The sequence below is a fragment of the Symbiopectobacterium sp. Eva_TO genome (assembly GCF_053848865.1).
Map to the genome: position 1 here is coordinate 18,460 of NZ_JBSPEY010000005.1, position 20,992 is coordinate 39,451.

Genomic DNA, 20,992 nt, shown 5'->3' on the forward strand with positions numbered 1-20,992 from the left:
GATCAAGTCGCGACTAATACAGCTTATGTGAACAGCTTGCCTCACTGGGCGTGTGGGTGCGGTTGCACTATGTTTACCCCTATCCACACGTGGATGACGTGATCCCGTTGATGGCCGCAGGCAAGATCCTGCCCTATCTGGATATTCCATTGCAGCATGCCAGCCCGAAAATTCTCAAGCTGATGAAACGTCCCGGCGCGGTAGAACGCACGCTGGAGCGAATAAAACAGTGGCGCGCGATGTGTCCCGAGCTGACGCTGCGCTCCACCTTTATTGTCGTTTTTCCCGGTGAAACCGAAGAAGATTTCCAAATGCTGCTCGATTTTCTGAGCGAGGCACGGCTGGATCGCGTAGGTTGTTTCCAATACAGCCCGGTTGAAGGCGCAACGGCAAACGAACTGCCGGATCAAGTGCCGGAAGCGATCAAAGAAGAGCGTTTCCACCGCTTTATGGCGCTGCAACAGCGTATCTCCGCAGAGCGCTTGCAGGAGAAAATCGGCCGCACATTGCGCGTACTGATCGATGAAGTGGATAACGAAGGCGCGATTGGCCGCAGCATGGCCGACGCGCCGGAAATCGATGGCAGCGTCTACCTTAACGGCGAAACCAACATCAAAGTGGGCGATGTTGTTCAGGTGGTTATCGAACACGACGATGAATACGACCTGTGGGGCAGTCGGGTAAACTAACCGGGTCTTTTACAGCATAAACCGACCTGCTGACAGAATCACTTTACTCCTCGTCATCCTCGGCGAAAGCCGAGGATATCTGCGAGAATAAACGCGTTTCGTCTGTCAGGGATTCCCGCCTTCGCGGGAATGACAGAGATGGGTGCACTGTTTTAGCTAGGTTTCCCATCAACCTCTCCGGCTCGCTGGCCGTTTTTTTTTTTGCCTGCTTTTCGCGCATTCGCACAACAATCAATAATCGGCTATTACCTTGGCTATGGCTTGCTTACGCAAGACGGGTAAAGTAGCCTTTGTTCATGATCATTTTTCTCATTTTGATACCCGTATGAGCATATGGAAGCGCCTGATAGTCGGTTCAGGTATTGTTCTTTGCGTATCATTACTGTCAACATTCGCTCTGGACCGGTGGATTGGCTGGAAAACGGCCCCCTACATCTATGACGATTTAGCTGCACTGCCGGAGCGTCAAGTGGGAGTAGTGCTGGGCACGGCAAAATATTACCGTGTTGGCGCATTGAATCAGTACTACCTGTTCCGTATTCAGGGGGCTATCAATGCTTACAACGGTGGGAAAGTCAGCTATTTGCTGCTCAGCGGCGACAACGCGCTACAAAGTTATAATGAGCCGATGACCATGCGGCGCGATTTGATCGCGGCGGGCATTTCACCCAGCGACATTGTGCTTGATTACGCGGGGTTCCGCACGCTGGACTCCATTGTGCGCACGCGCAAAGTGTTTGATACCAACGATTTCACGATTATTACCCAACGCTTCCACTGTGAACGCGCGCTGTTTATCGCTATGTATATGGGCATTCAGGCACAGTGTTATGCGGTACCCTCACCGAAAAACATGATGACGATCCGGCTGCGTGAGGTGGGTGCACGACTAGGGACGCTGTTCGATCTCTACATTCTCAAACGCGAACCCCGCTTCCTTGGTCCATTGGTGCCTATCCCGGCAGAGCACAAAATTGCCAAGGATGAGCCTGATTATCCTGCTGTCCCCCCCCGAATTACTCAGTACGTTAGACAATCCACCCGCTGAAAAAGAGCATGACAGTAGCACCGACGCAAACGGCGCTAGCTCACCACAACAACCATAATGTGGGGCCACTATCAGACGAGGGTATCATGCCAGATTAGCGCGAAGGCCCGGCAACCAGCCTCGTTAAACGTCGCCATCCCCACTCCAGCGGACCTTGTTCGAAATTACGCAGCCAGTAGTGCGCCGCTAAACCGTTAATCAACCAGATAAACGGCACAATGCCCAGCAATTGCAAACGGTCGAACTGCATAAAACCGCCCCAGTGATAAAAGAATCGGGTGCAGATCAGCGTCTGCAACAGATAGCTACTCAACGCTATCCGTCCGATGTCTCCTATCCAGGAGGATACCCGCCATTGTCGTAACGTTGACCAATACCCGTAGCAGAGTGCCAGATAACCGATCGCCTGAATCGCCGCGGCAATATCGCGAGGAATTTGCAGCAACAGCCCTCTCCAGCGGTACTCCCAGGCAAGATGCCACTGCAACACCATGCCGACGGCATCAATCAACAATCCCCCTGCGATGAACCACAGCGCAACCTTGCGATAGTGCGCCGTACTGAATTCACCGCGCAGCCAACCGCTGCGCATCAACCCGGCCCCCAACAGCAACGAGCCTGCCAGCAGCCAACCGTATTGCACACCCAGCGACAATAAACTTTCGATCAGCAGATCCACACGATTGCGCCACGCTTCTACGCCCCCCAGTTGGAGCCAATAGGCCTCGTAGGCCATGTCTGCATCACCCGGCAACCAGTAACGCCCCGGCTCCGGGCTGAGAATCTGGCTTAACACCACCAGCATGCCAACGCCTACGGCGTACATTACCGCGCCCATACGTATCAGCATGCGGCTGCTATCCGCCTGTCGGATCATGGCGTAGCAGAGCAAGCCGATCAGGCCGTAATCCAGCAAAATATCGCCATCCCACAGAAAAACTCCGTGCAACAAGCCAATAAGCATCAACCAGAACAGACGCGCATGCCCCCAACGCGTACCTCGCGGCGGCAGCAGTTGTAAGCCTGCACCAAACAACAAGGCGAACAATGTCAGAAACTTCGCCTGCGCCAGCAGATCCATCACAGCCCAGGTAAGACACGCAGTGCGGGATAACCAGTGTAAGCAGGGTTAAGATCACCTCGTTATACACATCTCTGTTCGTGCCTGAGCGCGCGTAGCGTTTCGGCGGCCGTCATGACTTTCTGCAAGCCTTTCCAGATAGTTTTTGCGCCTGGTTCACCGTCGCCTTTTCGAGCAAGAAAGCCTCCGAGTTGCGCAACTAAGCGCAATACTTCGTTTAGCTTAGGGCGGCCCTTGGGCATACGCTTGTTCATCAGTAGGTAAGCTCCATGAGTCTCGTCGGAATCAAAGAACAACATTGCGTCTAGCTCTGGACAGGTTCGTCCCATACGCATTAAATAGGCGATGCGCCATGCCACGATCATGAACAGCGCCAATGCCCGCTCAATGCGATCCACGGTCGATAACTGTAACGCTTCGACACAGCAGCCGTTCTTCAGCACATTGAAGAACATCTCGATTTCCCATCTAGCCCGATACCAGTCGATCAGCTCCACGATATCTTCTCGTCCTTCAGGTACGCGATTGCTCAGCAACCGCCACTCGACCGGCTTCACGCCTGCTGGCGGCTCAATTTCCTTGGCTATCACACAAGTCACTGCCAACCCGCAACGCAGCGACACTCGCTTCACGCGCAGCGCCTGTTTCACCGTACGCGCCTTCTGCCCCGCGCGAGCCGCCATAACGAATTGGATTTCTCCCACCGGCACGGTCTTTCCAACCTTCTGCCAAAGCTTCTCATTACAGTCCAGACTGCGATTATGAGTCGAGCGGATCAACCAGTCAGCCGGAGTGCCAAGGTCATCAGCGAGCTGCATCAACGCCTTGATATCCGCTTCGCGATCGGCTAAGTACACCAGACGTGTGTTTGGCAACTCCGAGGCGAGTTCAGCAACTCGCTCGTATCCCTCGAGCCAGCGCGTACTCTCCTTGAGCCCATCGCGTTTTCCGTCTGCATCCTTCGGCTCTCTTGCCCACATCCACGCATCCAGTACGCCCAACCCCACGCGATCCGGACTGACCGCGTAGGTCGGATGCAGGTACAGACCACGCCTGGCTTCGTAGTTCAAGGGACCCAAGCCTTGGATTTGCTGCCCGTTGAAGTCAAGCTCGGTAGTGTCTTGGATACACAGCACAACCTCGTGTTCTCGGATCCTTTCCTGCGTACGCTGCCAGTGAGGTTGCAGAATGTCTCGCCATTCGAATGCTTGGTTCTCCATGAAGCGGTAAGCTCCCAGCGTCTCAGACCATCCGAGGCACGCATGCGGAATGCTGGCTTGCGGATTCTCAGCCAGCCGTATCAAAAGCCCTTTGGCACGCTTATTGAGCCTCGTGTCACCAAGATTTACCCCTTCCAGTTCTTGGTGTGCCCAGCCATCTGAATCCCGTGTCATTTTTCAGCGCCGTAAATGGCGATAGTACACGTCGGTTTCACTTCATTTACAACCCCACCGGCTGCCTATTTCAGCCCGCTAACCCTTGGCATATAAGGCGTTGCGGACTTGTGTATAACGAGGTGACTGAAGGCACGTCAGGAAAGCAAGACAAGCTCCGTGTCAGCGTGTGGCTATGTACCGTATTGCACCGTACAAACCGTATTCACCTTCCCATGGTAAAAATCCGGATGGGATAGACTGCCTACTTCAGACCATATCGTTATACACATCTTTTGGCCATTTTTTGAACAGGATGCTCAGAACCCCGTGAATTAAGGCATTCAAGCCATCCCATTGGCTTTTTGAGGTTCAAAATGCCACTCTGAGATAAACCCGTAACTCATTGATTAAACAGTGCGTTAGAAAGATGTGTATAACGATATGGGTTAAGATAGGCTGCTTTGGGCAGACCGAATGCGGTGATATTGAGCAATAAGATGCCCACAATACGGCAACGCCACGCACGAAATCCAACGTGGCGATACGGCGCGGCGATGACAGCGAGTGAGACTTCATAGGCGTTTGTGCCAATCCAATGGGACGCATGCCGCCGACAGCCACACCCGGTGGCTGCGGCACAACGATCAGTGCTGGTGGTGGCGCACGGCGCGCAAGAATTCCTGACGCGTATTCTGGCTCGATTTGAACAGACCACCCAGCGATGTGGTGGTCGTCGCACTGGTCGCATCACAAATACCGCGTGCCTTGACACAGTAGTGCACGGCATCAATCGATACTGCGACGTTGCTGGTGCCCAGCAGGGTTTGCAACGCGACAAGAATCTGCTGGGTCAAACGCTCTTGTACCTGCGGACGCTGTGCAAAAAACTGCACTATACGGTTGATCTTCGACAGGCCAATCACCCCTTCCTTCGGAATATAAGCGACGGTTGCCTTGCCATCGATGGTGACAAAATGGTGCTCACAGGTGCTGGTCAGTGTGATATCACGCACGGTAACCATTTCATCCACTTTCATTTTGTTTTCAATGATGGTGATTTTTGGAAAATTGGCATAGTCCAACCCGGCGAAAATTTCATCCACATACATTTTTGCGATGCGATGCGGCGTTTCTGCCAGGCTGTCATCTTGCAGATCGAGACTCAGCAGATTCATGATTTCGGTCATATGTTCGGCGATGCGCGCCTTGCGGGTAGCGGCATCCAGTAGCGCGCAGCGCAGCGGGGTTTCCAGACCGCGCGCCAGCAACGCTTCATGAACCAGCGCCGCTTCGCGACTCAACGTGGGGGTCATTCTCTTTCTTCTCCGGCAGGTGTGACATTCCAAGCGCGTTCACTCTAGTGGAGTGACGCAGGATTATCCAGGCTTTGTTGAATAATAGTGAGTCATGCTGTTTTGCCAAGCCACTTTTGGTAGAAAATGCTTGTCCCCTCAGGTGTACAGTTTTCTCATGAAGCCTAACTGCATGATTTTGCGTTGCGAGGATCCGTCGTTTCACTGGGCTGCCAGCATAAAATCTATTTATTCAACAAAGCCGATTATCCAGTGATTGTACTTAACGGGAGAGGAAAAGTGAAAGCATGATGATTTAGATTTAAAGCGGGTTGAAAGCAGAGTGTTAGCGCAAGACGAACCATGCCAGCGTGCTGATGTGAGTTGTTTTGCGCTAATTTTTTGTCCCATATATGCCCCATAGCCATCCTTGGCATTCACACCGAATTTTTACTCCATAACATGGCACATTACGTCACCGTACGACACGTGCACGGCACGCAGATCTTAGTGGTTGGAATCTGTGAACGATTGGTTTCATTGATGTGAATGAAGCGCCCGACATTACCACCGGACGCTATCATTTCAATTCACTACGGTGTTGCAGTAAACGGTAATGCCTTCAAATAGTTGGCTTTTGTGATATTCTGCCGCTATTTGAGGTTTCCACGTGGTTACTGTTTTTGTTCATTGCCCTCGCTGCCATTCAGATAAAGTTTATCGACATGGCCTTAGTCCAACTAAGCGCGAACACTTCCGGTGTCAGTGCTGTCGCCGTGTATTCCAGCTTACCTACCGCTATGAAGCGCGAAAGCCGGGAGTCAAAGAGCAGATCGTTGATATGGCCTTCAACGGTGCCGGTGTTCGCGATACCGCCAGAACGTTGAAAATCGGCATCAATACGGTCATCCGGGCTTTAAAAAGCTCTCTCCCCGCAGGATAACGTCTTCTCCCGTTGCTCACGCCGACGTCGCCCTTATCTGTGAACTTGATGAGCAATGGAGCTTCGTTGGCAGTAAGGCGCTACAGCACTGGCTCTGGTACGCTTACAATACCAAAACGGGCGGTGTTCTGGCCTACACTTTTGGCCCCCGAACCGATGAGACCTGCCGTGAATTGCTGGCTCTGTTGACACCGTTCAACATCGGCATGATTACCAGTGACAACTGGGGCAGCTATGCAAGAGAGGTTCCGAAGCAGAAACATCTGACTGGCAAGATCTTCACGCAACGCATAGAGCGCAATAACCTGACGCTCCGTACCCGCATTAAACGACTGGCGCGTAAAACGATTTGCTTCTCGCGCTCCGTCGAGATCCACGAAAAAGTCATCGGAGCCTTCATCGAAAAACACATGTTCTACTAATTGGAGTCATTACCCGGTGACGCCATACCAGTCAATGTTATCTTGCAAAAATGCCTGGTAGTTTTGTACCAGGGTGATCAGCAGACAAAGCACGAACGCGAAGATCGGCCCAATCGGAAAGAATCCCGAGCGGTATGGCAGCGCGTTAAGATCCAACCCTTGCTGCACATAGCCACGACGGAAACGATAGTGGCTAATTGCAATCCCCAGCCAGGCGATAAAACCGGTCATGCCGGAGGTATTCAGCAGCCAGGGGTAGACCGTTTGGTTACCAAACATCGAGGTCAGGAAACAGAGTCCCGCCACAACGGTGGTCGCATACAGCGCATTGCGCGGGACGCCGCCTTTCGAGAGTTTGGCAAACATACGCGGCGCTTTGCCTTCCTGCGCCAGAGTAAAGAGCATACGTGTTGAAGCGTACATTCCGGAGTTACCCGCAGAGAGCACCGCCGTCAGGATCACCGCATTCATAACCGCCGCCGCCGACAGCAACCCGTCATTCTGGAACACCAGCGTAAACGGGCTAACCGTAATGTCTTTTACATCATTACGCAGCAAGTTGTGGTCGGTATAAGGAATAATCAGGCTGATAATCAGAATGGCAAACACGTAGAACAGCAATATACGCCAGAACACCTGACGAATGGCACGTGGAATATTTTGCGCAGGATCTTTTGACTCACCCGCCGCTACGCCGATAAGCTCGGTCCCCTGGAAGGAGAAACCGACGATCATCGCCACGCCAATCATCGCGGAGAAGCCACCAGAAAAAGGCGCATCGCCAATTTGCCAGTTGTGCCAGCCTGCGTTCTCTTCACCGCGCAGAATGCCGACGATCATCAGCACACCAACGGCGATAAAGACCACGACGGTGACCACTTTGATCAGTGAGAACCAATATTCTGCCTCACCAAACCCTTTTACCGAGATGTAGTTAAGCAGAAACATCAATACTAAAAACAGGGCACTCCAGATCCAGCCGGAAACCTCGGGGAACCAGTAGCCCATCACCAATTGCGCCGCGACCAGATCGACAGCAATCGTCACCGCCCAGTTGTACCAGTAGTTCCATCCGAGCGCGAAGCCAAAGCCCTCTTCTACGTATTTGGCGCCATAAGTGGAAAACGAACCGGAGACGGGCATAAACGCGGCCAGTTCGCCCAGGCTGGTCATCAAAAAGTAGACCATCAGCCCGATAAGCGCATAGGAAAGCAGCGCCCCACCGGGGCCGGCCTGCGAAATGGTCGTGCCTGAAGCGACAAACAGTCCGGTGCCGATGGATCCGCCAATGGCAACCATGGTGAGATGCAGCGCTTTAAGCTCACGGCGCAGCGTAGGCGCGCCCTGAGATGTGCTATGTAATTGTTGCTGAGCCATAATATCCTGCGCTCTATCTAAAATGAGGCGGGATTGTAGCAAATCGTTTTCTACAGAATCGCTATCATTATCAAGTTATAAGAGAGCTTCATAACTGCCTCGCCATCATTAGCAATAAGAAAGTCGAATGGCCGCAGTCAACTCTACTTTGCTGGCTGACAGTATTCCAGAAAGCGTTGCAACACATTGGAAAGGTGTTTTTGTCTGTGGTGCACCAGATAAAGTGTGCGCACCAAGCGCGGTTGCTCCAGTTGCAACGCCACCACTGCTCCCGCAGCCAACTGATCGGCAATGACACGACGTGACAGGCAACTGATACCAATGCCGTGACGCACGGCATGCTTGATCGCCTCGGAGTTCCCCAACTCCATCACCAGTTTAAAATGGGGTAATTGTGCCAAGAGCTGGTGATCCAAGACTTCACGCGTGCCTGAGCCACGTTCACGCAAGATCCACGGTGCTTCTGCTAGCATCGGGACGGTAAGCGTCTGCTGTACGAGGGGATTCTCAGGGGCGCAAAAGACCACAAGTTCATCCTCCAGCCAGGGCTGCGTCACAAAATCCGGATGATGACAAGGCCCCTCGATAAAACCGAGATCGACGCTGAATTCCGACACCGCCGTCACCACATCCTGGGTGTTGCCCACGTGCAGCTCAAAAGGGATAGAGGGATAATCACGGCGATAGCGGGCAATCATGGCAGGCAACAGATAGTTACCAATGGTACTGCTGGCGAACACGCGTAACGCACCATTCTCTTGCTGGAACATTTTTTCTATCTCCAGCGACTGCTCCAGGATGGCCAACGCTTTTGGATAAAGCAATCGCCCATGCTCATTTACCACCAACCGCTTACCGACGCGATCGAACAGTTGTACGCCCAGTTGCGCTTCTAAATCCGACAACGCTGCGCTCACGGCAGACTGAGAAAGGGCCAGCATAACGGACGCTTGTGTGGTCGATCCGCTTTTCAGGACCTCTGCAAAAACTTCAAGTTGTCTTAACGTGATGTGCATAGTTAGCCCTTACCGGAAATAGCAATAGGTTATAAGCATATAATCAATTTCTCTTTTATGGCTACTCATCATAGGCTGTGTTCCAGGTTAGCTCGACTTCAAACAGGTATTACAATGGCATCTCTTTTTATAATTCAAGGTGATAAATCTATCCACCCGCTTTTACGCAAGCTACCTGGCCTGCTTTTTATTGCCCTTATGACCGCCGGGTTTCTGCAACTGGCCGCGCTCCCTTCGGTTGCCCACATGGGATTGGGTTCACTGACCCTTGCCATGGTGGGCGGCGCATTGATTGGCAACACGCTTTACCCACGCCTGCAACGCTACTGTGATGAGGGCGTTAATTGGTCAAAGCATCATCTGCTGCGTTTGGGCATTGTGCTATATGGTTTTCGTCTCAGCCTGCAACACATCGCTGCGCTGGGTATCAGCGGACTTGTTATTGATGCATTGATGCTGACATCCACTTTTCTTCTTGCCTGTTATCTCGGTAAAACCCTGCTTGGCCTTGATGACAAAACAGTATATCTCATCGGTGCAGGCAGCAGCATTTGCGGTGCCGCTGCGGTGCTTGCCACCGCGCCAACGGTCAAGGCAGAGGGCGACAGCGTCGCGATTGCTGTCGCCACCCTTGTCATCTTCGGCACTATCGCCATGTTTATTTATCCTTGTATCTATGCGCTGGCCGTGACTGGCGACTATTTGCCCATCTCGCCACAGATGTTCGGCGTTTATATTGGCTCTACCGTACATGAAGTGGCCCAGGTTGTAGCGGCAGGCCACAGCATTTCACCGCAGGTCGAAAACACCGCAGTGATTAGTAAGATGTTACGCGTCATGCTGTTGGCTCCATTTCTGATGCTGTTGGGGGGATTTCTGCAACGCCGCACCAGCAGCACAACAGAAAAAGCGCCAATGGCCTTCCCCTGGTTTGCCGTGGGTTTTATCGCCATAGCCGGGTTTAATTCGTTCCATTGGCTGCCGGATACCTGGTTAACCACCGTCAACCAGATCGATAATCTGTTATTGGCGATGGGCGCCTTGGGCGTGACAACCCGCCTCAGCGCCGTACGTCGTGCAGGTACCAAACCGTTGCTGCTGGCGCTATTACTGTTTATCTGGCTGATTGTTGGCGGTGCCACTATCAACCTTGGCATCACGGCGTTGTTGGCATAAATGCGCCTTTTGCGCGCCGCGCGGTTAGCATGTTGTTACGCTTTTTAGTTCAAGCGATCACCTTTGGTTAATAACAGTGGCATACTGTGCGCCAGAGCAATAAGGAGAACAGCATGAAATATGTAGGCGCACACGTCAGCGCTGCCGGCGGTGTGGATCAGGCGGTCATCAGAGCCCACGAACTTAAGGCAACCGCATTTGCCTTGTTCACCAAAAATCAGCGACAATGGCAGGCCGCACCGTTATCCGAAACGGTCATTGCGCAGTTCAAGGCCGCCTGCCAGCAGTATGGCTACCAACCGGGGCAGATCCTTCCGCACGACAGCTATCTGATCAACCTCGGTCACCCGGACACAGAGGCGTTGGAGAAATCACGCAGCGCTTTTATTGATGAAATGGCGCGTTGCCAACAATTGGGGCTGTCATTACTCAACTTTCACCCCGGCAGCCATTTAAAACAGATTGATGAGCGTGACTGTCTGGCACGCATTGCCGAGTCGATCAATATCGCTCTCAATGCCACTAAAGGCGTAACGGCAGTCATCGAAAACACCGCAGGCCAAGGCACCAACCTGGGATTCCGCTTTGAACATCTGGCGGCAATCATCGAGGACGTCGAGGATAAAACCCGCGTAGGGGTCTGCATTGATACCTGCCACGCCTTTGCCGGTGGTTATGATATCCGCACCGACGCCACCTGTGATGAGACCTTTGCCGAGTTCGATCGTACCGTGGGTTTTGGTTATCTGCGCGGCATGCACCTGAACGATGCCAAAAGTACCTTTAACAGCCGCGTCGATCGCCACCACAGTCTGGGTGCCGGAAACATCAGGCACACGCCCTTCCGCTATATCATGCGCGACCCGCGTTTTGACGGTATTCCCCTGATTCTTGAAACCGTGAATCCTGATATCTGGGCTGATGAAATTGCCTGGCTAAAGGCACAATCCGCATAAAAAAACGCCAGCCTTACGGCTGGCATTTATGCATTACGTTCAGTTTTTACTTACCGCTTACGCCGCTTTCACCAACTGTTCGTCAGGGCGTTTCAGCACGGCATACAGCAGACCCGCCACCGCAGTGCCCGCCAGAATCGCGAACAGGTAGCCCAGTACGGGCGTGATCGCTCCTGGAATCAACAACACAAACAGCCCGCCATGCGGTGCCATCAGGTGTGCGCCCACGGCCATCGACAGCGCCCCGGTAACAGCTCCGCCCAGAATACAGCACGGTAGTACGCGCATCGGGTCACGGGCAGCGTAAGGGATCGCCCCTTCAGAGATAAAGCACAGGCCGAGCACAAACGCTGCTTTACCACCTTCACGCTCGGACGCGCTGAATTTCTTCGCGGCCACCAACGTCGCAAGGCCCATCGCCAACGGAGGAACCATGCCTCCGGCCATAACGGCCGCCATCGGCGCGTAAATCTGGCTACTGAGCAGTGTGGTACCAAATACATAGGCCACCTTGTTCACCGGACCGCCCATGTCGGTACACATCATGCCGCCTAGGATTGCACCCAGAATCACTGCGTCAGCCGTGCCTATGGATTGCAACCAACTGGTCAAGCCCGTCAGGATCTTCGCCACCGGAGTACCTACCACGTAGATCATGATGAGGCCGGTAATGAGCGTCGCCACCAGCGGAATAATCAGTATCGGCTTCAGGGCTGACATGCTTTGCGGTAGCTTGACATGGTCGCTGAGCGCTTTCGCCAGGTAACCCGCCAGGAAGCCAGCTATAATGCCACCAAGGAACCCCGCGCCGGTACTCACGGCCAACATACCGCCGACCATCCCCGGTGCCAGACCGGGACGGTCAGCAATGGAGAATGCGATATAACCCGCCAACACCGGAACCATCAGAGCAAACGCGGAGCCGCCCCCGATCTTCATCAGGTGTGCAGCCAGCGTGCCTTCCTGTTTAAACGCCTCGATACCAAACACAAAAGAAAGCGCAATACATAAACCACCCGCCACCACCATCGGCAGCATATAGGACACGCCCGTCAGCAAATGGCAGTACGGTCCAGTGCCACCCTTTTTCTGTCCGGCACTGGCTGGTTGTGCACCGCTTTGCGCTGTTGGCTGGTAAACGGTAGCTTCCGCCTGCGCTTTATCCAGTTCCTGCGCCGTTTTTTTCAACGCAAGACCGGTTGAGGTGCGGTACATTTTTTTGCCGGCAAACTTCGACAGATCCATTTCAATATCCGCTGCCACGATAACCAGATCGGCCTGCTCGACTTCTTCCGACGTGATAGCGTTACCCGCGCCAACTGAGCCACGCGTTTCCACTTTCACCCACCAGCCGCGTTTTTTCGCTTCCTGCTCGATGGCTTCTGCCGCCATAAAGGTGTGAGCCACGCCGGTCGGGCACGCCGTCACCGCCACGATACGCGGCACTGAAGGTGCACTCACCGTAGCCGCCGCAGGGGCCTGATACGGCTCCGCCTTTGCTTTTGCCTGCGTCAGAAATTGTTCTGGCTGACTTGCTGCCAGTTCAACATCACCGACATACACCTTTTTGCCATTGAGCGCGCTGTCAGCAGACAGTGCACCGCCCAGGACTATCGCCAGTTCGCTTTCATCGATCTTGTCAGTCAGCGTCAGGTCCGCTTTCGCAGCCGCCGCGCCGAGCAGTTTTTTCACCAGGTGGCTTCTGGCAAGCCCCAGTGATTTATCTATTATCAGCAGCGTTTTCATGATCTATCTCTTGCTGTTAGTAATTAAGGGTTTCAGGTCGACCCGCGCCATCATCGCGGCCAACTGAGGTCGATCGGTAATGCCAACATTGCTTTGGCTTACGGCCAGCGCAGCCACTGCGGTTGCCAGTCGTAAGGTGTGTTCACTCGATTCACGCATTAACAGGCCATAAATCAATCCGCCGACCATGGAATCACCGGCACCTACGGTGCTGACAACATCGCAAGCCGGTGGCTTGGCCAACCAGGCATCCGAGGCATTAACCCACAGAGCACCTTCCGCCCCCAACGAGATTACCACATGAGCGATACATTGCTCACGCAGCGCATGGGCAGCGTCTACTACATCTTCCAGCGTGGGCAACTTGCGGCCAGCCCAGATTTCCAGCTCACGACGGTTGGGTTTCACCAACCAGGGCGCGGCTTTCAGCCCCGCTACCAGCGCCTCACGGCTGCTGTCGAAAATAATGCAAGGACATTGGGTCAGCAGACGTGACATCCAATCGGTAAACGCATCCGGATCGACGCCTGCGGGCAAGCTACCACTGACGGCAACCATGTCGAACTGCCCTAACCAACTGAGCGAGTCATTGACGAAGCGCTGCCAGTCTTGTTGTGTGACTTCGAACCCGGAGAAGTTGAGATCGGTCACTTCACCGGCCTTTTCTGTCAGCTTGACGTTGATACGCGTGCGACCGGGGACAACCTGAAAACGGTTGGTAATGCCCAGTTCGCTGAACAGTTGCTGAAAGCCGTCCTGATTGTCTTTGCCCAGAAATCCACCCACCGTGACGTCAATCCCGAGGTCTTTCAGCACTTTGGCAACATTAATACCTTTGCCTGCGGCGTGAAGACCCGCCGTTTGCACCAGGTTGACTTCACCCCGTTCAATTTCGGGGCAATATCCCACCAGGTCATACGCGGGATTCAGGGTAATGGTGGCAACTCGCCTGCTCATGCTGCGCCCTCTCCTAATCCAGAATTAATTGCTTCGCCAATCGCCGCCAATGCCTGTTCAGCATCGCTGCCCGCTGCGGTGAAACGCAGCTTATGGCCCTTTTTAACGCCCAGCGCCACCACCTTCATCAGGCTGCGCCCGTTGGCCGGCTTACCGGTACCATCAAGGTTGGTCACCGTGATCTCGCTGGTGAACTGCTTGATAACATTCACCAGCATGGTCCCCGGACGTGCGTGCAACCCGTGCTCGTTACGGATGGTGTAATCTGCGGTCAGCACATCGTTTTCTTCCGGTACGTCACTGGTCAGCAATGCCAGCAGCGTGGCAGCATCAGCATTCAGCAAGCGTTCAGCTTTCTGTGCGATCAATAGGTTGCTTAAATAATCGATAGGGGCCAACGCTTGTTCATCCGCAGCGGCAACCGTAATCAGCAGCGCCACCGGCTCGTCATAGGCGGTGAACGCGGTGACTGGGCGGCTTACAGCGACAGCACTCGCCAGATTGCCCTGTGCGTTATCGCTCAACCACACGCCTTGTCCCAGATAAAGCGGCTTCTGGCTGACGACCGCGCTGACAAACCCGGCATCAACGGCACCGATCCGCTGCAAACGACCCGCGTTCAGCGCTTGTAACGTCAGCAGGCTGTCCGTGGCAACGTCCAACGTGATCAACGAGGTATCAAAACGGAAATCCGCGCTCTGCTGCTCCCCCATCAGCAAACTGCGCAACTCTTCTGCTGACGCGGTTTTTGCCATACGCGCTGCAACGTTTTCGTCGCTCAGCACATGGGTTAGCTGACGCAATAACGCCAGATGTTCGTCCGAGCGAGCTGCGATGCCCAGCACCACATAGGCGGTCTCCTCTCCCCAGGCTATCCCCTGCGGAAATTGAAACACCTGAACACCGGTTTTCAGCACCAGATCGCGCGTATCAGTTGTGCCGTGTGGAATAGCAATACCACTACCTAAATAGGTCGACGTTTGCAGTTCACGCTGCAACATACCATCGACATACGCCGGGCTGACACACCCGGCAGCAGCCAGTGCGGCCGCCACTTGCTCGATAGCGTCCTGCTTATCGCTGGCAGCCGCACCCATATGAATATCTTGCTGTGATAACTGGAACATGACGCTCCTCTCCGCTTTTATTGAATCGTTTCAGCAAACAAATGAAGATATAAGGCCACGAATGGCAAACAATACAAAAAAAGGATTACTGAAACGTTTGACTGATTCTGGGCTTAATGTTGCTTTTATGCAAATATTCCACGTATTTCATGTGATGAATTTTTGACACCACGCACATTTTAGCTATTGAGCATGCTGAATTCATAGTAGAAAGTCGCACCAGCTGAAGGCTTGCTGAAGCAAAAAAGATGAAACACCTTTTCAGAAAGCGCACAGCCCGCGTAAAATACGCGCGCTGTGGTATCACTGTTTGCATTTTCTGACTCAAACGGCACTGACTCTCTGATCTTGACCCACCATCTCCGGACAGCTTTTGTATCTTAAGTTAACGATGCCCGCTGGCGCCGATATTCTCTTGGGGAGTTGTATCCCAGCGCACTGTGCGGATGGTTTTCATTGTAATGATTGAACGCCGCTGCAAGGTTCTTCAGCGCTGTTCGCACATCGGGTTTTGGCATGAAGGCGATGTAATCTTCCTTCATCGTCTTCACGAACCGTTCTGCCATGCCGTTACTCTGTGGACGGCTCACTGCTGTTGTGCAGGGCTCCAGATTCAGTTCTCTGGCGAACTTCCGCGTTTCATGCGCTGTGTACGCTGAACCATTATCCGTCAGCCATTGCACTGGTTTATCCGGCAGCGCGCTACCGAAGCGTTTTTCCACCGACCTCAGCATCACATCCTGCACGGTTGAACTGTCATAACCCCTGGTGCTCGCTGCCCAGTCTATGGCCTCCCGGTCGCAGCAGTCCAGTGCGAACGTCACCCGCAGCTTCTCGCCGTTGTCACAACCGAACTCGAAGCCATCTGAGCACCAGCGCATATCGCTCTCTGCTACCGCGATTTTGCCTTTATGCTCCCGCTTCGGACGTTCAGTTTTATCATGCAACAACAGCAGGTTATGCTCGCTCATTATCCTGTAAAGCCGTTTGGCGTTCACCGGTGGAAGTCCCTCTGCACGACGTTGCTTACGCAGGATACCCCACACTCGGCGGTAACCGTAACTGGGCATGTCGCTGATGATACGGAGGATGTCCGATAATATCTCAGCATCAGCTTCGTCATTACGCCGGTTGCTGCGCCTGTCCAGCCAGTCGGCAGAACGGTTAACCCGCAGTGACAGCTGCGCACGCGACACGCTCATGGCGCGGCTGACCAGAGCTATTCCCCGTCCTTTGGCAACAAGGGCGCGTGCGCTATCCATTTTCGCGACTGGCGGTACTCCACTGCTTCTTTGAGGATCTCAACTTCCATCGTCTTCTTACCCAGAAGGCGCTGTAGCTCCCGGACCTGCTTGAGGGCAGTCGCCAGCGCCGAAGCTGGAACCACTTCTTCTCCGGCCGCAACGGCGGTGAGGCTTCCTTCCTGGTATTGCTTCTTCCACTTAAACAAAAGGCTGGGCTGGATGCCATGCAGGCGGGCTACATGGGAGACGTTCATCCCCGGCTCCATTGTCTGCTGAATGATGGCGATTTTCTCTTGCGGAGTTTTACGCTTACGGACTTCTTGCCCTAACAGGATCCCGGTCATTTCAAAATTAGCATGATTGTTAGACATATATCTAAGCCTATCTCTTATCTGGAGATACAGCTACTGTCTGGTGTTACAGGGGGCTACATCATTGCCAAAGGACGGGGAATAGCTCTGGTCAGCCGCGCCATGAGCGTGTCGCGTGCGCAGCTGTCACTGCGGGTTAACCGTTCTGCCGACTGGCTGGACAGGCGCAGCAACCGGCGTAATGACGAAGCTGATGCTGAGATATTATCGGACATCCTCCGTATCATCAGCGACATGCCCAGTTACGGTTACCGCCGAGTGTGGGGTATCCTGCGTAAGCAACGTCGTGCAGAGGGACTTCCACCGGTGAACGCCAAACGGCTTTACAGGATAATGAGCGAGCATAACCTGCTGTTGTTGCATGATAAAACTGAACGTCCGAAGCGGGAGCATAAAGGCAAAATCGCGGTAGCAGAGAGCGATATGCGCTGGTGCTCAGATGGCTTCGAGTTCGGTTGTGACAACGGCGAGAAGCTGCGGGTGACGTTCGCACTGGACTGCTGCGACCGGGAGGCCATAGACTGGGCAGCGAGCACCAGGGGTTATGACAGTTCAACCGTGCAGGATGTGATGCTGAGGTCGGTGGAAAAACGCTTCGGTAGCGCGCTGCCGGATAAACCAGTGCAATGGCTGACGGATAATGGTTCAGCGTACACAGCGCATGAAACGCGGAAGTTCGCCAGAGAACTGAATCTGGAGCCCTGCACAACAGCAGTGAGCCGTCCACAGAGTAACGGCATGGCAGAACGGTTCGTGAAGACGATGAAGGAAGATTACATCGCCTTCATGCCAAAACCCGATGTGCGAACAGCGCTGAAGAACCTTGCAGCGGCGTTCAATCATTACAATGAAAACCATCCGCACAGTGCGCTGGGATACAACTCCCCAAGAGAATATCGGCGCCAGCGGGCATCGTTAACTTAAGTGTATTAGCTCAGACCTGATCTGACAGTTACCGGTTATTTATACAGGTGTCTGTCAGATTAAATCTGGTTCAGATTTTTTTCTGCCCAGACTCGTTTACCATCAAGTAACGTGGCCATTGGCGTACGCCCGCAGCACATTTTACCCTGATGAGTTCGCTCATTATTGTAATGCCACAACCAGTTGTCCAGATCCTTTTGTAGACTTTCTAGGTCCTCGTATAACGTCTTACGGAACGCAACCTGATAAAAATCCTGCAAAATAGTTTTATGGAAGCGCTCGCAGATACCGTTTGTCTGCGGAGACATCGCTTTCGTTTTCGTATGGTCTATATCGTTGATAGCCAAGTACAGCTGATAGTCATGTTGTTCCACTTTACCGCAGTACTCCGTCCCCCTGTCCGTCAGTATTCTTAGCATTGGCAGCCCCTGAGCTTCGTAGAACGGCAGCACGCGATCATTGAGCAGGTCGGCGGCAGAGATCGGTGCTTTACTCGTGTAAAGCTTGCAGTGCGCCACTTTCGAGTACGTATCCACGAACGTCTGCTGGTAGATACGGCCAACACCTTTCAGATTACCCACGTAGAAGGTGTCCTGCAACCCCAGATAACCCCACCTCGTTATACACAAGTCCGCAACGCCTTATATGCCAAGGGTTAGCGGGCTGAAATAGGCAGCCGGTGGGGTTGTAAATGAAGTGAAACCGACGTGTACTATCGCCATTTACGGCGCTGAAAAATGACACGGGATTCAGATGGCTGGGCACACCAAGAACTGGAAGGGGTAAATCTTGGTGACACGAGGCTCAATAAGCGTGCCAAAGGGCTTTTGATACGGCTGGCTGAGAATCCGCAAGCCAGCATTCCGCATGCGTGCCTCGGATGGTCTGAGACGCTGGGTGCTTACCGCTTCATGGAGAACCAAGCATTCGAATGGCGAGACATTCTGCAACCTCACTGGCAGCGTACGCAGGAAAGGATCCGAGAACACGAGGTTGTGCTGTGTATCCAAGACACTACCGAGCTTGACTTCAACGGGCAGCAAATCCAAGGCTTGGGTCCCTTGAACTACGAAGCCAGGCGTGGTCTGTACCTGCATCCGACCTACGCGGTCAGTCCGGATCGCGTGGGGTTGGGCGTACTGGATGCGTGGATGTGGGCAAGAGAGCCGAAGGATGCAGACGGAAAACGCGATGGGCTCAAGGAGAGTACGCGCTGGCTCGAGGGATACGAGCGAGTTGCTGAACTCGCCTCGGAGTTGCCAAACACACGTCTGGTGTACTTAGCCGATCGCGAAGCGGATATCAAGGCGTTGATGCAGCTCGCTGATGACCTTGGCACTCCGGCTGACTGGTTGATCCGCTCGACTCATAATCGCAGTCTGGACTGTAATGAGAAGCTTTGGCAGAAGGTTGGAAAGACCGTGCCGGTGGGAGAAATCCAATTCGTTATGGCGGCTCGCGCGGGGCAGAAGGCGCGTACGGTGAAACAGGCGCTGCGCGTGAAGCGAGTGTCGCTGCGTTGCGGGTTGGCAGTGACTTGTGTGATAGCCAAGGAAATTGAGCCGCCAGCAGGCGTGAAGCCGGTCGAGTGGCGGTTGCTGAGCAATCGCGTACCTGAAGGACGAGAAGATATCGTGGAGCTGATCGACTGGTATCGGGCTAGATGGGAAATCGAGATGTTCTTCAATGTGCTGAAGAACGGCTGCTGTGTCGAAGCGTTACAGTTATCGACCGTGGATCGCATTGAGCGGGCATTGGCGCTGTTCATGATCGTGGCATGGCGCATCGCCTATTTAATGCGTATGGGACGAACCTGTCCAGAGCTGGACGCAATGTTGTTCTTTGATTCCGACGAGACTCATGGAGCTTACCTACTGATGAACAAGCGTATGCCCAAGGGCCGCCCTAAGCTAAACGAAGTATTGCGCTTAGTTGCGCAACTCGGAGGCTTTCTTGCTCGAAAAGGCGACGGTGAACCAGGCGCAAAAACTATCTGGAAAGGCTTGCAGAAAGTCATGACGGCCGCCGAAACGCTACGCGCGCTCAGGCACGAACAGAGATGTGTATAACGAGGTGAGATAACCCGGGTGAGCAGTCTCTATTTCACCACAGGCTTCGTCGTCGTGCGCCTTCTTCTCCAGTGCAGCGATTTGAGCATCAGTAAGTACGATGCCTTCTCTGGCAACTTTTTCCTCAAGTGCCTTCAGGCGCTTACGAAAGTTTTCCAGATCGTGTCGTTGCCAGATGGAGCGCACACCGCTGCCAGAAATGAAGACGCCTTTTTTACGCAGCTCATTACTGGTCCGGTGCTGGCCATGAGCCGGGAACTCAATGGCGTAATCAACAACCGCACGTTCAGTGGCTTCATCAGCACGGTTTTTCAGGTTGGGAACCCGGCGGTTTTGGTTAACCAGAGCGTCAATGCCGCCTTCTGCCGCCAGTTCCTGATAGCGATAAAACGTGTCGCGTGACACACCCATGATTTTACAGGCTTTTGATACGTTACCGAGTTCTTCGGCGAGATTGAGCAGGCCGGCTTTGTGTTTGATGATGGGATTGTTAGTATGAAGCATGAGAGTTACCTCGTGTTTTGTATAAGGATTCGACACCCATATCAAAACCGGTAACTCTCAACCTTTCAAGGTCCAGTGTCAGATCAAGTCGCGACTAATACAACTTAAGATACAAAAGCTGTCCGGAGATGGTGGGTCAAGATCACCCGTCCTTTGGCAACAAGGGCGTGTGCGCTATCCATTTTCGCGACTGGCGGTACTCCACTGCTTCTTTGAGGATCTCAACTTCCATCGTCTTCTTACCCAGAAGGCGCTGTAGCTCCCGGACCTGCTTGAGGGCAGTCGCCAGCGCCGAAGCTGGAACCACTTCTTCTCCGGCCGCAACGGCGGTGAGGCTTCCTTCCTGGTATTGCTTCTTCCACTTAAACAAAAGGCTGGGCTGGATGCCATGCAGGCGGGCTACATGGGAGACGTTCATCCCCGGCTCCATTGTCTGCTGAATGATGGCGATTTTCTCTTGCGGAGTTTTACGCTTACGGACTTCTTGCCCTAACAGGATCCCGGTCATTTCAAAATTAGCATGATTGTTAGACATATATCTAAGCCTATCTCTTATCTGGAGATACAGCTACTGTCTGGTGTTACAGGGGGCTACATCACTCTCATCTTGCACGTTTTTTGCACGCGCGTATCTTCCATACGTTTTCTGACACACAAACGCACTGCCCTAGATT

12 protein-coding genes and 7 pseudogenes are annotated in these 20,992 nt (G+C 53.4%); 7 read left to right on the forward strand and 12 right to left on the reverse strand.

Features of this window, described 5'->3' with window-relative positions; genetic code table 11:
- Nucleotides 1–20 precede the first annotated feature (20 nt).
- Together ACWWJF_RS25485 and sanA are read left to right on the forward strand one after the other, a co-directional pair.
- A pseudogene (locus ACWWJF_RS25485) lies at nt 21–689 on the forward strand (radical SAM protein); the annotation flags it as partial.
- 331 nt (nt 690–1,020) lie between these two features.
- Nucleotides 1,021–1,737: an outer membrane permeability protein SanA gene (sanA, locus tag ACWWJF_RS25490; RefSeq protein ID WP_455871470.1), complete on the forward strand. Its 717-nt coding sequence runs from the start codon at nt 1,021–1,023 to the stop codon at nt 1,735–1,737.
- Nucleotides 1,738–1,831: 94 nt separating this feature from the next.
- Here sanA and yeiB read toward each other — a convergent pair.
- The 3 genes and pseudogenes from yeiB to folE all read right to left on the reverse strand — a co-directional run.
- Nucleotides 1,832–2,871, reverse strand: a pseudogene (gene yeiB, locus ACWWJF_RS25495) (DUF418 domain-containing protein YeiB); the annotation flags it as partial.
- 9 nt (nt 2,872–2,880) lie between these two features.
- Nucleotides 2,881–4,212: an IS4 family transposase gene (locus tag ACWWJF_RS25500; protein ID WP_455869047.1), complete on the reverse strand. Its 1,332-nt coding sequence runs from the start codon at nt 4,210–4,212 to the stop codon at nt 2,881–2,883.
- A gap of 626 nt (nt 4,213–4,838) precedes the next feature.
- The gene (gene folE, locus ACWWJF_RS25505; RefSeq protein ID WP_455871287.1) at nt 4,839–5,507 is read right to left on the reverse strand and encodes a GTP cyclohydrolase I FolE; all 669 of its coding nucleotides are present in this window, start codon (nt 5,505–5,507) and stop codon (nt 4,839–4,841) included.
- Nucleotides 5,508–6,156: 649 nt separating this feature from the next.
- Between folE and ACWWJF_RS25510 the strand changes: the two genes are divergently transcribed.
- Nucleotides 6,157–6,851, forward strand: a protein-coding gene (locus tag ACWWJF_RS25510; RefSeq protein WP_455871288.1) for an IS1 family transposase whose coding sequence is annotated in 2 segments (ribosomal slippage) — nt 6,157–6,400 and nt 6,400–6,851 — 696 coding nt in all. Because the reading frame shifts where the segments join, the coding sequence is not laid out codon by codon here.
- Nucleotides 6,852–6,869: 18 nt separating this feature from the next.
- Here ACWWJF_RS25510 and ACWWJF_RS25515 read toward each other — a convergent pair.
- A pseudogene (locus ACWWJF_RS25515) lies at nt 6,870–8,228 on the reverse strand (amino acid permease); the annotation flags it as partial.
- Nucleotides 8,229–8,371: 143 nt separating this feature from the next.
- A complete protein-coding gene (gene yieE / locus ACWWJF_RS25520) occupies nt 8,372–9,244 on the reverse strand; it encodes a DNA-binding transcriptional regulator YeiE (RefSeq protein ID WP_455871289.1) in 873 nt (290 codons plus the stop codon).
- Nucleotides 9,245–9,358: 114 nt separating this feature from the next.
- On the opposite strand from yieE, the gene ACWWJF_RS25525 reads away from it, so the two are divergent.
- Together ACWWJF_RS25525 and nfo are read left to right on the forward strand one after the other, a co-directional pair.
- On the forward strand, nt 9,359–10,420 hold the full coding sequence (locus ACWWJF_RS25525; RefSeq protein WP_455871290.1) for a YeiH family protein: 1,062 nt from the start codon (nt 9,359–9,361) through the stop codon (nt 10,418–10,420).
- A gap of 113 nt (nt 10,421–10,533) precedes the next feature.
- Complete coding sequence (gene nfo, locus ACWWJF_RS25530) at nt 10,534–11,376, forward strand: deoxyribonuclease IV (protein ID WP_455871291.1); 843 nt, start codon at nt 10,534–10,536, stop codon at nt 11,374–11,376.
- A 57-nt stretch (nt 11,377–11,433) separates the two neighbouring features.
- Here the strand turns inward: nfo and fruA are convergent, their stop codons facing one another.
- From fruA to ACWWJF_RS25550, 4 genes are all read right to left on the reverse strand, one after another.
- Nucleotides 11,434–13,122 carry a PTS fructose transporter subunit IIBC gene (gene fruA, locus ACWWJF_RS25535; protein WP_455871292.1) on the reverse strand — a complete coding sequence of 563 codons (1,689 nt, stop codon included), beginning with the start codon at nt 13,120–13,122 and terminating at the stop codon, nt 11,434–11,436.
- Between the two features lie 3 nt (nt 13,123–13,125).
- Nucleotides 13,126–14,079, reverse strand: coding sequence for a 1-phosphofructokinase (fruK, locus tag ACWWJF_RS25540; RefSeq protein ID WP_455871293.1), 954 nt, complete (start codon nt 14,077–14,079; stop codon nt 13,126–13,128).
- Nucleotides 14,076–15,206, reverse strand: a complete 1,131-nt coding sequence (gene fruB / locus ACWWJF_RS25545) for a fused PTS fructose transporter subunit IIA/HPr protein (RefSeq protein ID WP_455871294.1) — start codon at nt 15,204–15,206, stop codon at nt 14,076–14,078. The genes fruK and fruB overlap by 4 nt, the downstream gene beginning before the upstream one ends.
- Nucleotides 15,207–15,586: 380 nt before the next feature.
- Nucleotides 15,587–16,794, reverse strand: a protein-coding gene (locus ACWWJF_RS25550) for an IS3 family transposase (RefSeq protein WP_455870574.1) whose coding sequence is annotated in 2 segments (ribosomal slippage) — nt 15,587–16,473 and nt 16,473–16,794 — 1,209 coding nt in all. Because the reading frame shifts where the segments join, the coding sequence is not laid out codon by codon here.
- A gap of 87 nt (nt 16,795–16,881) precedes the next feature.
- On the opposite strand from ACWWJF_RS25550, the pseudogene ACWWJF_RS25555 reads away from it, so the two are divergent.
- Nucleotides 16,882–17,745 (forward strand): annotated as a pseudogene (locus ACWWJF_RS25555) (IS3 family transposase); the annotation flags it as partial.
- 59 nt (nt 17,746–17,804) lie between these two features.
- Here the strand turns inward: ACWWJF_RS25555 and ACWWJF_RS25560 are convergent.
- A pseudogene (locus tag ACWWJF_RS25560) lies at nt 17,805–18,356 on the reverse strand (integrase core domain-containing protein); the annotation flags it as partial.
- A 126-nt stretch (nt 18,357–18,482) separates the two neighbouring features.
- Between ACWWJF_RS25560 and ACWWJF_RS25565 the strand changes: the two are divergent.
- Entirely contained in the window at nt 18,483–19,814 is a 1,332-nt protein-coding gene (locus tag ACWWJF_RS25565; protein ID WP_455869047.1) for an IS4 family transposase, read from the forward strand.
- Here ACWWJF_RS25565 and ACWWJF_RS25570 read toward each other — a convergent pair.
- Both ACWWJF_RS25570 and ACWWJF_RS25575 read right to left on the reverse strand, forming a co-directional pair.
- A pseudogene (locus tag ACWWJF_RS25570) lies at nt 19,815–20,318 on the reverse strand (helix-turn-helix domain-containing protein); the annotation flags it as partial.
- A 146-nt stretch (nt 20,319–20,464) separates the two neighbouring features.
- Nucleotides 20,465–20,826 (reverse strand): annotated as a pseudogene (locus ACWWJF_RS25575) (transposase); the annotation flags it as partial.
- Nucleotides 20,827–20,992 lie beyond the last annotated feature (166 nt).